At 49.9% G+C, this 13,694-nt stretch carries 12 protein-coding genes and 2 tRNA genes; 5 read left to right on the forward strand and 9 right to left on the reverse strand.

Features of this window, described 5'->3' with window-relative positions; translation table 11 throughout:
- Positions 1-228: 228 nt before the first annotated feature.
- Both BM202_RS20110 and BM202_RS20115 read right to left on the reverse strand, forming a co-directional pair.
- Positions 229-1,488, reverse strand: coding sequence for a sensor histidine kinase (locus tag BM202_RS20110; protein WP_093829431.1), 1,260 nt, complete (start codon positions 1,486-1,488; stop codon positions 229-231).
- Between the two features lie 211 nt (positions 1,489-1,699).
- Positions 1,700-1,781, reverse strand: a tRNA-Leu gene (locus tag BM202_RS20115).
- A gap of 151 nt (positions 1,782-1,932) precedes the next feature.
- On the opposite strand from BM202_RS20115, the gene BM202_RS20120 reads away from it, so the two are divergent.
- Positions 1,933-2,343 (forward strand): DUF3127 domain-containing protein, encoded by a 411-nt coding sequence (locus BM202_RS20120; RefSeq protein WP_093829433.1) that lies wholly within the window; start codon positions 1,933-1,935, stop codon positions 2,341-2,343.
- Positions 2,344-2,396: 53 nt separating this feature from the next.
- Here BM202_RS20120 and BM202_RS20125 read toward each other — a convergent pair.
- A tRNA-Lys gene (locus BM202_RS20125) sits at positions 2,397-2,469 on the reverse strand.
- A 67-nt stretch (positions 2,470-2,536) separates the two neighbouring features.
- Between BM202_RS20125 and BM202_RS20130 the strand changes: the two genes are divergently transcribed.
- A complete protein-coding gene (locus BM202_RS20130) occupies positions 2,537-3,280 on the forward strand; it encodes a tetratricopeptide repeat protein (RefSeq protein ID WP_093829435.1) in 744 nt (247 codons plus the stop codon).
- A gap of 51 nt (positions 3,281-3,331) precedes the next feature.
- Here BM202_RS20130 and BM202_RS20135 read toward each other — a convergent pair whose 3' ends face one another.
- Both BM202_RS20135 and BM202_RS20140 read right to left on the reverse strand, forming a co-directional pair.
- Positions 3,332-4,144 (reverse strand): SDR family oxidoreductase, encoded by an 813-nt coding sequence (locus tag BM202_RS20135; protein WP_093829437.1) that lies wholly within the window; start codon positions 4,142-4,144, stop codon positions 3,332-3,334.
- 61 nt (positions 4,145-4,205) lie between these two features.
- On the reverse strand, positions 4,206-6,458 hold the full coding sequence (locus tag BM202_RS20140; protein WP_093829439.1) for a T9SS type B sorting domain-containing protein: 2,253 nt from the start codon (positions 6,456-6,458) through the stop codon (positions 4,206-4,208).
- A gap of 69 nt (positions 6,459-6,527) precedes the next feature.
- Here BM202_RS20140 and rlmD point away from each other — a divergent pair, with 69 nt between their 5' ends.
- Complete coding sequence (gene rlmD / locus BM202_RS20145; RefSeq protein WP_093829754.1) at positions 6,528-7,958, forward strand: 23S rRNA (uracil(1939)-C(5))-methyltransferase RlmD; 1,431 nt, start codon at positions 6,528-6,530, stop codon at positions 7,956-7,958.
- Between the two features lie 54 nt (positions 7,959-8,012).
- Here the strand turns inward: rlmD and BM202_RS20150 are convergent, their stop codons facing one another.
- Both BM202_RS20150 and BM202_RS20155 read right to left on the reverse strand, forming a co-directional pair.
- On the reverse strand, positions 8,013-8,849 hold the full coding sequence (locus tag BM202_RS20150) for a polysaccharide deacetylase family protein (RefSeq protein WP_093829441.1): 837 nt from the start codon (positions 8,847-8,849) through the stop codon (positions 8,013-8,015).
- Positions 8,850-8,933: 84 nt separating this feature from the next.
- Positions 8,934-9,923, reverse strand: coding sequence for a ComEA family DNA-binding protein (locus BM202_RS20155; protein WP_093829443.1), 990 nt, complete (start codon positions 9,921-9,923; stop codon positions 8,934-8,936).
- A gap of 289 nt (positions 9,924-10,212) precedes the next feature.
- Here BM202_RS20155 and BM202_RS20160 point away from each other — a divergent pair, with 289 nt between their 5' ends.
- Positions 10,213-11,262: a sensor histidine kinase gene (locus tag BM202_RS20160; RefSeq protein ID WP_093829445.1), complete on the forward strand. Its 1,050-nt coding sequence runs from the start codon at positions 10,213-10,215 to the stop codon at positions 11,260-11,262.
- Between the two features lie 101 nt (positions 11,263-11,363).
- On the opposite strand, the gene BM202_RS20165 is transcribed toward BM202_RS20160, so the two are convergent.
- Positions 11,364-12,191, reverse strand: a complete 828-nt coding sequence (locus BM202_RS20165) for a helix-turn-helix domain-containing protein (RefSeq protein ID WP_093829447.1) — start codon at positions 12,189-12,191, stop codon at positions 11,364-11,366.
- On the reverse strand, positions 12,192-13,163 hold the full coding sequence (locus BM202_RS20170) for an aldo/keto reductase (RefSeq protein ID WP_093829449.1): 972 nt from the start codon (positions 13,161-13,163) through the stop codon (positions 12,192-12,194).
- Between the two features lie 159 nt (positions 13,164-13,322).
- Here BM202_RS20170 and BM202_RS20175 point away from each other — a divergent pair, with 159 nt between their 5' ends.
- Complete coding sequence (locus BM202_RS20175; protein ID WP_093829451.1) at positions 13,323-13,682, forward strand: hypothetical protein; 360 nt, start codon at positions 13,323-13,325, stop codon at positions 13,680-13,682.
- The last annotated feature ends 12 nt before the right edge of the window (positions 13,683-13,694 follow it).

Raw genomic sequence — 13,694 nt, forward strand, 5'->3', positions numbered from 1 at the left:
ATGAGTTGGCGACAATACATGGCCACAAAAATACATGAGAATTGACGGTCCGAATGCGAAAGTTAGCGTCAATCAGACAAATACGTGTAGGAGCCAGAACAAAGTATAACTGAAGTGGCGTGTAGCTTGCTGACAAGGCTTTTTTTCGCTAGTTGTCTTTGGTCACTTACTCCACCATACGGTCAAAACAGTTGAGTAACTGCGCTTATCGATAAATCGGTGGACAGTTTACTGGGATTGATCGATCAAGAACCGAATCCGAATCAGAGTCCCCTGACCTACAGCCGTTTCAATATCCATGCTGGCCTTTAAAAGCTCACAAAAGCGCTTGACAATAAATAAGCCCAGGCCGTCCCCCTCTTTTTTCGTCTTAGTGACCGGCACTTGCCCACTAGGGTACTCAGGCGGGCCTTCGGGTTGATGGGCACTGGTCAATTGGGCTAAGGGCCGTAACTGGTTGGCTAACAAAGCAGCGGGGCCACTGCTCAAACCCGGCCCCGAATCCTGAATACTCAGGAGCCAACGGGTATCGTTCTCCTGAGCCCAGGATACATACACCGAACCGGAAGCGGTATACGAAAGGGCGTTGATCAGCAGGTTCTGCACAATCCGCTGAATCTTGACCCGATCACTTTTAATTGCCAGCGGGTTGGGTCCTTCGGCTTTCAGCTCTATATGCCGGGCTTGTGCCGCGGGCTGGGCCTGGGCAACCAGATCCGCCAACAGAACTGCCACATCGAACGCCTTGACATCGACTTGTTCATAGCCGGCCTCTATCCGGGCAAAATCGGTTAACTGCATCAACATATCCCGGATGGAGAGCAGGTTACGATTAAGCATATCAAGAAAGGTAGCCTGTTCGACTTTCGTATGAGGTAGCTGAAGCAACTGGGTAGCCCCCATCAGCACGCCAAAATTCGCCCGCAGGTCATGAGAGGTCATTTGCAACTGCTTACTACGTTGCTCGCCCAGTTCGTTGAGGCTATCCAGCGCCTGTTGCAGGTTATTAGCCTGTTCGGCCGCATTGGTTTGGCGTAAGTCATCGTAGTACATCACGCTGCCCATATAGGTGTCACGGCTGATCTGGTAGAGTTGACGGTGCACTTCAGCGACGGCATCGGGTGATATATCGGGGTGTAGTTCGATGTAGACCTGGAACTCCTCTAGCAGGACCTTGTAGAGCAGGTCCAGTTCGGTCAGGAGTTCGCGCAGGGAGTAGCCTCGTTGCCAGCGGTGCAAGCCATGTTGACCCGCCTGTTGAACAGGATCACTTTCGGTTTTTTTTCGTTCCAGGCGTTGGGCCAGAATGTTGAGGATGACCGGTATCTGATCGTGGAATTCCTCCCGGGAAAAGCTGGTCCGGGTGCTCAATAAGGGATCAGTAGCACATACAGTACGCCAGTGATTAAGAATGGACTCCCGTCGTAGGTAGAGATGAGCAACCAACAGGTCAATCTGGTCTTGAAAGATGGGTGTTTTCTGTATCATTCGCTCAGCCAGACTAAATCCATGTAGTAACTTACTACGTTCCGCTGTCAAACGTACTTAATTACTGACTGGATTGCTAATGATCATTAAGGCTGGCCTAATAAAGGCGACATTACAGGACAGAAACTAACTAGTTTCAACCAGTAATACAACTGACAAATAAAAAAGCACTTACTTGAATAGGTAAGTGCTTAGTTTTTAAGAGATTATGTGACCATGGGGAGATTCGAACTCCCAAGCCTTGCAGCACCACCCCCTCAAGATGGCGTGTCTACCAATTTCACCACATGGCCAATTCGTAATAGCGGGTGCAAAGATAGGAATCCTGCCATATTTGTCCAAACCAAGCTGGGAAACTTTTGCTTTTTTGCGCTGAAATACCCCAAAAATGGACAGAATTTCGTACATTTATCCTTTTAAATCACGTTTAAAAGTCCAAGTAGTATGGCACTGGAATTAGTCGGAAAACTCATAAAAGTTCTACCCGAAGTATCGGGACAAAGCCAAAAAGGTCCCTGGAGCAAGCAGGAATTTGTTATTGAAACACTCGATGCTTCATATCCTAAAAAAGTATGCCTGACCGCCTGGGGAGACAAAGTAGCTGATCTGAAACAGTTTGCAGATGGCGATACGCTTAAAGCTACGTTCAGTGCTGAGTCGCGTGAATACAACGAACGCTGGTATACCGAACTTCGTGCTTTCCGTATTGAACTAGCCGAAGGTGACGGTGGCTCTGCACCCGCTGCACCCCGATCTGCACCTGCACAACAGGCTCGCCCGGCTCAACAAAGCCAGCCCGTTGCTGCGTCGTTTAACTCCGCTTTCGACGAAGAAAGTAATGACCTGCCGTTCTAAAAACGGCTAAAATGAAAAAAGCCGCTACGTAGCGGCTTTTTTTGTGATTTCTGTGATCCGGCTGGGATTCGAACCCAGGACCCATACATTAAAAGTGTATTGCTCTACCAGCTGAGCTACCAGATCCTCTAAACAGTTTTTCCTATGTGAATAGGAGCCATTTAGGGGTTGTTGTAAATTGTGGTGCAAAATTATGGCCTTATTTAATCCGTTGCAAGCCATTCGTCTTAAAAAAAGCCTATTTTTTTGTTTTCTGTCGTTCAGCGCGCTGGGTCAGATCGTGTCTGTCGATTCACTTCGGCGAGCCGATTCGTTGTTTGCCGCTGGGGATCAGGTAAATGCAACACGCTTGTATGAAATGGCCTTAGCCGAGGGACATACCGCCACTGATCCGATGTTATTGAAGTTAGCCAGTGCCTACGAACAGCAAAGCGACGTTGCACGATTGCTGTACTACCTGGATGTTTATTTCGAGCGCCATCCCGACGATGCGGTGCTACGTCGAATGAACGACATTGCCCGCGCCAATAATCTCAGCGGCTACGAAACGGATGATCTTAATTACTTCTACCTTTTCTACCGCAAATACGGCATCTATTTCCTGATTTTCCTACTGATTCCGGCCCTGTATGTGTTCAGCGTACTACTGATTAAGCGGCTTCGGAAGGAAGAAGTACCGGGACGGCAGAAGTGGATTGTATTCGTGTATTTGTTTCTACTACTAATTTTTACGAATCTGCCCGAAGGGGTGCAGTCAGGTATTACGAGTCATGATCGCGTGTTGCTACGTACTGATCCATCGGCCGCTGCGCCCGTAGTCGATGTCATTGGACGAGGGCATAAGGTCAATATTCTGGGCACCAAAGACATCTACCTCCGTGTGCTCTGGCACAATGAACTTTACTTCATCCGGCGGGATAATGTGTGGATTATTTAGTCGTCAGTAATTAGTCAATAGTCGTTAGTAACTGACGTTGACGACTAACAACTATCGACTCTTCAACGGTGAATCCTTCTCTTTAGCCAACGTATTGTAAACCAGAGTATCCATCAGGCCAGGCAACCATTTATTCATGAAGACGGTAAATTTCCCCTGACCGGTCAGAATAAGTTCGCGCTTGCGACTTTTCACGGCCTTTAGAATATGGTCGGCGCACTCTTCCGCACTCATCATCGAAGACTCATCGCGCATGGTTTCGCCTTTTGCCTGCCCATGTGCATCCAGTGCCGAAACACGAATATTGGAGGCTGTGAACCCCGGACAGGCTGTCAGTACGTGTACGCCCGTATGCAGCAACTCCGTCCGAACCGCTTCCAGAAAACCGTTCATCGCAAATTTTGAAGCCGAATAACCACTTCGCACCGGCAGGCCCCGGTAGCCCGCAATGGACGAAATACCAACGATCGATCCTTTCGACTGCTGAATGTAGGGCAGGGCGTAATGTGTTGCATAAACCGTTCCCATGAAGTTAATGTCCATCACTTTCTGGATGACAGCCGGATCGGTGTCAATCAGCATGGAGCGCATGGAAATTCCCGCATTATTAATCAGAATATCGAGTCGGCCGAAATGGGCAATGGTTTGATCGATCAGCTGTTTGACGTCCTGCTCAACGCTCACATCGGCTGTCAGGGAGAGAACAGTAATGCCAGCCTGACGTAATTCGTGACTGACAGTTTGAAGTGCTTCGGCTTTACGGGCACAGATAACAATGCTGGCGCCCTCGCGCCCGAACGAAAAGGCCAATGCCCGACCAATACCCGATGAAGCACCGGTTATGAGAACTATTTTATCTTTCATAATGAAGCTACAAAGATAGGAAAGAAGGTGTGCTACGCCTTACGCCCTCTACGCCATCTTTTTACCTCATTATCGTTACGGGCCCTTTGAACGTTCGGCTAGTGGTTAAAATGAGGTAATAGTACGTTCCTGCGGGGGAGTTGTTGCCATACCATCGGAAATTCGGGTCGGTCGATTTGTAGATCGGCTGGCCCCATCGGTTCGTAATATCCACCGATTTAAACTGTTCGGCGCAGGAATTTTCGGGCATGTCTTTCACCGCGAAGTAGTCATTCAGGCCGTCTCCATTGGGCGTAAACACATTCGGTACTTTAATTTCGTTGTTTACCTCCGGGTTCTTAACGTGGAACGTAACGGTGGTCGTGTCGGTATGTTTGGGCTGGCAGGAGCGGTCATCCACCACGAAATCGACCACGAACGTAGTGTCGGTTCGTCCAGCCATCAACTCGCAGGTTGGTTTCCAGTTAAACAATGACGCAAGGGTTGGCAAACCCGTTTTGCTATTGAATTCCATGCCCGCGGCCTTTACATCGAAACCGCGTCCAACACCCGTTAACCGGAGCGTGTCGCGGTCGGGATCATTACCCAGCACATCGAACGTAGTGTGACCCGTCGAGTCGCTGGGGCTAACGGTTAACTCGACTACTTGCTGAGCAAGGGTTGTTTTAATCGTGGGTGGTTGACTGGGTATTCCGATGGCCGCCAGATTTACCGTAACTGTATCGCGCAGATTGCGGTTGCAGCGCGTGTCGGTCACAATAAAATCGACCAGATAGGACGTTTGCGTAGCCTGCGTACAGGTGGGTTTCCAGACGAACGGGCCTGATACTTTTCCTACGCCCGCGCCCGACGTAAAACTCATGCCTGCCTGCGCGAGTGTAAAGCCGCGCCCAACGGCCTGAATCGTTACGTTATCGTTGTCCATATCGGTGCCAAAAGCGTTGAATGTCAACGACGATCCTACCGTCACCTTCGCCAGATTGTTGAACAGATCCGTGCTGGCTTTGGGTTTGTTGTTGGCCGACGGAATGATGTTTAACTGGATGCTGAGCGTATCCGTAAGCCCCTGCGGGCAGCCGTCGTCCGTGGCCCGGATCATCAACGTGAAGGGTTTGCCGTCCCCCACACATCGGCCGAAACAGAAGCTGGCTTGTAGCGTATCGTGGCTGGTGCGGGTCTGCAAATCACCGGGCCCGATGGTCAGGCCGGGTATGGAGCCACTCATATTTGTGATGGTAATACGTTGATTGGGGTTAATATCCGTTACGTATAAACTCAGGCAGTTCGTGTCTTTCTCGGCAATGGTCACTACGTTTCCTTCTTTATAAAACGAATTCTGACCCGCCGGGCGAAAGAGAAGTTGAGGAGCGTTGTTATTCTGACAATCCGTAACCAGTACCTGATAGTCGCGTCGAACGAGGCCAATCAATCGTTTATTCCGATACTCGCCTACTTCCACTGAAAATACAAACAGACCTGCCCGATCGGGCGTCACGGTAAGCAATCCCGTGGTGGCGTTTACCCGTAACGGAACCCTTCCCGGAATTTCGTTGGCGACGGAAATGCCATTAATCCAGCGAACAGGTGGATAGGGCCCTGATGCGAACGTTGGCGGTGTTGGTCGATTGAGCGCGCCTGGATTTGGGACGCCCATTGAACTGTACCCGTTATAAGGCGTTACCAGCGTATAGGTCAGGCTATCCCCATCGGCGTCTTTTGCGCTGAAATCAAGGGTAAATGGCTGACCGATGCAGGCATAATCGCCTTTGGGAATGGCGAATACCGGCGAGGAGTTGTTAACCCGCGTCTGGCCGTTGGTGATGGCCGGAAATTCGAGATAGAACGTTGAACCGGCTGATCCGGGATTGTTGATGTTAGCGATTGCCCCATTTCGGCAGCATCGTTCCCAGGACATATAATAACCACCCGCATCGTTGAATACGTTCGGATCGAGCGTCAGGTCAACACTGTGTCGGATCAGCCGCGTCCGCAGCGTTGGATTGGCGCAGGCTGGTCGTGTGTACGGTACGTATTCGCTGCTGAGTCGATTTAAGGGTATGTAGCCGATAAACTGATTGGTGCGTTTGGCGAAAATACCAACGGTTACGAGGCCGTCGTCGGCACCAGCATCACCATTGTAATCGTCGAAGTAAAGATTAAGGTTGATTCGGTGCGTATAAGCACTCTGGGTGCCCAGGTAACGGAGTTCAAGTTCACCCCCTACAATGTGAGTCGCCTGGGATAAATGGCTCACAACCAGTAGGAAACTAGTCAAAATAAAGTAAAGCCAGGATGTACGGTACAAGTTTAACATACACAGAAACGGTTCGGTATTGAGTCCGTCCGAAAACGGATGCTTAAATTAGCAGTTTTTCAGGACTATATGCGTAGGAAGATTCATAAAACACCCGAACGGTTGGCAGGCGTCCGAATCGATGCAGTGGCCGCCGAGGGAAAGTGCATTGTGCGTACCGAAGAGGGCGTTATTTTCGTTGAAAATCCTACGGGTGGGCCAGGGGTTGCGCCGGGCGACGTAGTGGATCTGCGCATTACGAATACCAAAAAGCAATACCGCGAAGCCGTTGCCGAGCGCGTTCATGAGTGGTCGCCGGTGCGGACAGAGCCTTTCTGTGAGCACTTTGGCACCTGCGGAGGCTGCAAATGGCAGCATATTCAGTATCCCGAGCAACTGGGTTTCAAACACCAGCAGGTGGTTGATCACCTGACGCGTATCGGTAAAGTAGCGTTGCCGACTATTCTGCCGATTCTGGCTGCACACCCTACGCAATATTACCGGAATAAGCTGGAGTTTACCTGTGCCGAAGGCCGCTGGAAGACGTCGTTGGAGGTAAGTTCGGATCAGTTGATCGACCCGAGGGCCGTGGGTTTTCATGTGCCGGGCCGGTTCGATAAGGTGCTGCCCATTCATCATTGTTACCTTCAGCCCGATCCGTCCAACGCGATTCGTCTGGCTGTTGATGCCTATGTTTTTCAGCATGACATGACGTTGTATAACCTGAAAGTGCACACGGGTTATCTGCGGACGCTCATTATCCGTACTGCTGACACTACGCAGCAGGTTATGGTTACGTTGCAGGTCGCGCAGGACAAACCCGACCTGCTCAATGGTCTGATGGCACACCTACGTGCTACGTTTCCGCAGATTACGTCGCTGAACTACATCATTAACACCAAGAAAAACGACAGCTACCAGGATCAGGAGGTTATAAACTGGGCGGGAAAATCGTACATCGAAGAACGGATGGAGGACCTGACATTCCGTATCGGGCCTAAATCGTTTTACCAGACCAACGCCCAGCAGGCATTTAATCTGTACAAAGTTGCCCGCGAATGGGCGGGACTAACGGGTCGCGAACGGGTCTATGATCTGTACACCGGCACCGGTACCATTGCTTTGTTTGTGGCTCGACAGGCGCAACACGTAGTAGGGGTGGAGTACGTCGAAGCATCGGTGGCTGACGCCCGTGTCAATGCCGAGGTCAACGGCATCACGAATACGACCTTTGTGGCGGGCGATATGAAAGATATTCTGACCGATGGGTTTTTCGATCAACACGGCCGCCCGGAGGTAGTCATTACCGATCCGCCCCGCGCCGGTATGGACGAAGCCGTAACGCGCCAACTGCTCAGCGCGGCCCCCGAGCGTATCGTGTATGTGAGTTGCAATACGGCTACGCAGGCCCGTGATTTGGGTATTTTAGACGAGGGCTATTCCGTAATGAATGTGCAGCCGGTAGACATGTTTCCGCATACGCATCATGTCGAAAATGTGGTGTTACTGACGAAACGATAGTGTTGGTTCTGGCGCGGGTCAGTCCGGCGATCCGGTTCACTCGCGCCAGTAACCCTATTTGCGTATGCTCGCTGACGGGTGGTTCTTTTGCCATTTGGTAACGTAGCTCATGGCCTCCTGGAATGTGGTTACCCAGTAGGTCTTTTTGTTTTTGGCCAGATGCTCAACGAGCTTTCTGTGTTCCGAAGCTGACACAGCAATCCACTGGCTACCAACGCCATGAAACATGTAAACGCCTAGACCACCTTGCTGTGCGGCTTTCTCAGCATAGGCAATCAGATCATTGGCAGTGTTGGTGGGTTGAACGGCCCAGGAAGGTACCAAGAGGGAATCCAGCGTAGCGAAGTTTGTGACGATCGCATCTGTAGAAGAGCCACCCATCCGGCCATAACTCACCAGTCCCGACTGACGTAGTGTATCGACGTAGGAAACGCCACCCGCTGTTGTTTCAGTACAGGGAAAGGCAAACGTGCGTTTGGTCGATTTCCCATCCAGCAGGTATAACTGTGTGTTCATGGACTGGACTTCCTTCAGAATCCGATCAAATGTGTAATTCTCCAGTGCCCAGGCTGGTTTCCATCCTTTCGCCCCCAGGCAGGGATGAAACAACGTATGGTTCGCCAGTTCGTGTCCGTGTCGGGCCGCTTCCCGCCATTGATCGGCTGTTTGGGCGGTGGCAACAGAATTCAGGAAGAACGTTCCCGGCAGTTGGAGCGAGGTGAGTAGGGGCACTGCCTGCTCAAGCTGGCTGCTCATGCCATCGTCGTAGGTCAGACAAATAGCGGCTTTTGCGCCATTCGGCCACTGGATAGGTTGCGCTTTGCTTATCAGTGAAAAACAGAGTGTAAGGAAACTGAAAAGAATCGACAGCTGGCGTATAGAACTTGTCATCTGGTTGAAGTTACAACGTAATTAAGTGTAAATAAGCGTAAGCAGATGATCGGCTCTATTTACCGCTACGTTGCTCAAGTCGCGTTAAAATTCCAGGTACGGCGCAATCTTCTCAATAGTTTTAGCATCCAGTATTCTAATAGGTTTCAATGACTCCGCGGAGGTGTAAGCGCCGTGTTGTTCGCGGTACGTAACGATGATCTGCGCCTGCCGACGCGACAGAAATGGGTGACGGTCCAGTTCGTCGGCGCTGGCTGTATTGACCGGGATTTTGCGGACTGCCGACCGAATTTTGCCGAATGTCTGTAATTCGGTAAGGGCGAGGGAATCCAGTCCATAAATATCGCGGAACTGGTCCGTGGAAACAAAGCCACCCAGCGCATCGCGGAACTTAACGATTCGTCCGGCCAGTGTTGCGCCAATGCCTTTCAGTGCAATCAATTGAGCGGTATCGGCCGTATTGATGTCGAACGGTTGGAGTGCTGGTTTGGTCGGACGTTCGGCATAGGCTGGTCGTTCGGTGGGTTTATACGGCTCGTTGTTATAGGATTTCGCCGTGCTAGACCGGTCTTTGCCGAACGGCCCCGATGGGGAAGATTCTTTCAGGGTAATGTAGGGCTCAAGCTGCTCATAGAGGTCGGACGGGAAATCGTAGATACGTAGCAAATCCTCTTTTTTTCGAAACTGACCGCCTTTGCTGCGGTATTTTTCAATCCGCTCGGCCATCCATTTCGGTAAACCCAGTTGCTGCCAGCTAGCCACACTAATTGTATTTGGGTCGAAATTGAACAGTTTGGGTTCGCTGAATCGTTCGGCGGTCGTTTTTTCCTTATCAGAACGGTCACTAAAGCGGGGTTGTCTGGCTTCTTCGGCCTGCATCAGCGCCACCAGACTGTCGAGTTTTCGCTGGTCGACCGCCGACGTATCAGCGGGCTTTTGGCTGGCGCCATACCGATATACAAATGGAATGAGCAGACAAAGAAGCGTCAGGAAAATAAGGACGATGAAACCCCGCGACTCTTTGTGTGAAAAGCCAAAGTAATCACGAATGAGCGACTGAAACCGATTGAACATAGACGTTAGACGCAGTCCATGTATCGACGTAACTCACTCGGTTCAGTAGTATGATTCGTAGCCGCGCTTTTTATGAACTCCAAGCCTCCCGGGTCTTATACATATCAGATCGCCCGTTTACTTCATCGAGCCACCTTTAGATAAGGAATAGTTTGACTGTTAAGAGATTATTAGTTAGTTTGCTACTACTGAAACCCTGGTGCTTACTTCTTTATGTACACCTTTTCCATACGCGTGAAGCGGTCCATTTTGTTGGTTCATCCTCCGTCCATTTTGGTTGTGTTCTGACATGATACGTATCAACGATTCCCGCTTGCGCTGGCTTGGTCCCATCGGCCTGTTTTTATTCGGGAACATATTTTTCCGGCTTTCTTTCTGGTTGAACGCAACGCCCACTGCACTTATCCATTCAACGCTGGTTGGACTGGTAGCGGGTGTTCTTTTCTGGCAACTGGGTCGTGGGGTTGCCCTACGGGTGCAGGGCCAGTTGCCGGGTCTGGAACGTACGCAGAAGCGGCTGGTTATGTACTTGCTGCTGCTGCCCTTGCTGGTAAACATGGCCGTTTTCTCCCGATTTGGTCTGCACATGCTACTGGGTTCGCGGGAGTCTTGGTGGCTGGGTTCTGTCGATTACATCACGTCGCTGGGTATTCAATTGTTTTACTACGTTGTGTATGTCAGCGTCTATGAAGGCTGGTACGTATTGCGGCAGTGGAGACAGACGTATCAGGAAAAAGAAGAACTCGTAAAAGTCCAGTGGCAGATCCGTTTCAATTCGCTAAAGAGCCAGGTGAATCCACATTTCCTGTTTAACTCACTCAATGCGCTGTCGGCACTGATTGAAGAATCGCCCCCGCAAGCCAGTCAATTCGTCGATGAGCTGTCAAAAATGTACCGCTACCTGCTCCAGGCCAACGACCGGGAACTGATTTTGCTTTGTACGGAGCTAAAGTTTATTGAGTCGTATGTGCACCTGCTACAAACGCGGCATGGCGCGGGACTCAGCGTGCAGATGAACGTAGCGGAAAATTATCTCGCCAGTTCACTGCCGCCCCTAACATTGCAACTGCTGGTCGAGAACGCTGTTAAGCACAACATCGTTATGCCCAATCGCCCGCTGCTCATTGAAATCAGTACGACAGAAACGGGTCAACTGCGGGTACGCAATAACCTCCAGCGTAAGAATGGACGTAGCGTTAGCAATGGGGTTGGGCTGGCTAACATTGCTGCCAAATACCGAATGCTAACCCAAACCGACATACTTGTCCAGGACCAGGACGAACATTTCACGGTTTTGCTGCCTTTACTGAACCAGCCGATGGCCGCGGAGCTAAGCTAACTGAAAAATCCTGCTTGAGCCACTTACAGCTAATGTTTTCGGGCATAGCTGAGGGTTGGGCAATCGGCTTACGAAACAGGCGCTTTCTGAAATTTTGTAAATCACTTTGGAGAAAGACCATAGTGTAGGGCAGTAGGCGCCATGCCGAACTTCTTCTTATAAGAATAGGAGAAGTGTGACAGGCTTTCAAACCCCAGGTCGAGGTAAATGGCCGAGGGTTTCTGATGTTTAGTTTCAATAAGATGTTTTGCTTCGGTCAGCCGTTTATCCTGCAGCCAGTGACGGGGCGGAGCACCGAATGTTTTCAGAAAATCGCGTTTGAAGGCGGCCAGGCTGCGGCCGGTAAGCTGCGCAAACTTTTCAATGGGAACGTTGAAATGAAAGTTACTAAGCATGAACTTTTCCAGGTCGATTTTGTAAGGTTCTGAAAAGTCAAACAAAAAATTACGAAGACCCGGGAGGGCAAGGAGTAGTAATTTAACGCCTTCTTTCACTTTCAGGATGCCCATTTCATCGGTCATGGCCGCTCCTGAGCTGCGGGCGTAGGGAACAATCGATTGAAAATACCCCTGCAGGAATTCGTTAGAAGGAATCAGGATATTAGGTGGTCCTATATATTTCCGGTCTGCTTCGAGCTTTTCTTCTAATACGATCTTACGCAGTAGGTCTTCCTGCAGGGATATCACGATTGTCTCATAGTTCCCGCCGGGCAGCGGTGTTTTGGTGAGCGTACCCAGCTGATTTTTGCCGATCAGCAGCATTTCTCCTCCAGTCATGGAAATGGTTTGTCCGGAGGTTTCTAAGGTAAACTGTCCCGAAACCTGAAATATTAAGGTATGGTGGTTCCAGAAGCATACTTTCTCCTTTCGCTCAGCGGAGAGATAAGAATAAAAAATCACGCCCGGAAGAATCTCGGCTGGACTGGTCATTTAACGTTGTAAGTAAGTACCGCCACCTATAGCGCCTATAGCAAACGTAGTGTTCAGGATGTTCAGTTCTTCCGGCGTAAACACAATATCCATCGCTGCGATATTTTCCGGTAATCTCGACCGACGACTCATGCTGACTAAAGGCATAATATGATCGCCTTGCTCCTTCACCCAGGCGATCGCAACCTGTGTTGGCGTGTACCCTTTATTACTGGCTACTTGTTTTAAGACGTCGACTTTTTTCAGGTTATAAAGTAAGTTTTCACCCTGAAAACGAGAAAAATGGGTACGGTAATCGTTGTCGGCGAGCGGTGCTTTCAGGTCACCGGTCAATAGGCCTTCAGCCGTATTGGCGAAGGCCACTACAGCAATGCCTAATTCCCTGGCTGTTGGCAGTAGTTCACTTTCTATTTGCCGGTCGGCCAGCGAATAGCCGATCTCCAGCGCGCTGATGGGGTGAATGTCGTTCGCTTTACGGAGTTGGTCAGCCGTAATTTCCGATACACCAATGGTACGCACTTTACCTTCTTTAATCAGGTCGGCAACCGTTCCGATGATGTCTTCCACTGGCACGCTGTCATCCATTCGGCTAGGCTGGTAGAGGTCGATGGTGTCAATACCCAAACGGGTCAGCGAGTAGTTGATAAAATTCTTGATAGCGATGGGGCGCAGATCCATTCCCAACCACTGACCGTTGTGAAAGATGGCACCGAATTTTACGCTGATGAAGGCATCATCGCGTCTTCCTTTAATGGCTTTGCCGATCAGCATTTCATTATGACCGGCCCCATAAAAGTCGCCGGTATTCAAAAAATTGATACCATTATCTAGGGCTTCCTGGATAGTAGCCATACTTTCTGTTTCGTCAGGTGTCGAACCGCCCCAGATAGAAGACATTCGCATACAACCTAAACCAAGTTTAGACACGAACGGGCCATGTTGACCCAACTGAATTTTTGTGCTGTTTTTCATGGTACAAAGATCAACCGTCAAAACACGGAGTAGTTTCTTCTACGGCTCAACTATTTTGCCCGTACAGCTCATTTGATTTTCTGACCTTGTTTATAGGCGACGGATCTAATCCTGTAAACAATACGTGGGTTTATCCGTCTACTTAAAAAAGTACTGACCATGAAAATGCTCCTGGTTGTTTTCCTGAACTTATTTACCTGTGGTACTTGTCTTGCGCAGGTCTATGTGAATGGCGTCGCTATCGACACCGTCAATACGCCATTTTGCCAATTGATCTGTTCTAACGCGGGTGTTTGGACCAAGGCCAGTATTGTTATTGATTATGGACAGCGCTACGTAGATACAGGGCTGAATCGTCAGAAAATAGCGGGAGCGGATCAAAAACCAATCACGTTTAATTCGCCCATTGACATCCTGAATTTTATGGTTAGGCAAGGCTGGGAATTAGTGTCCTTTAAAACAACAGGTGGTGGAGAAAATGTAGTATTTATCTACCTCCTGAAACGAAAGAAAACCTGAAGCTACGTATTG

The sequence above is a fragment of the Spirosoma endophyticum genome (assembly GCF_900112365.1).
Lineage (GTDB): Bacteria > Bacteroidota > Bacteroidia > Cytophagales > Spirosomataceae > Spirosoma > Spirosoma endophyticum.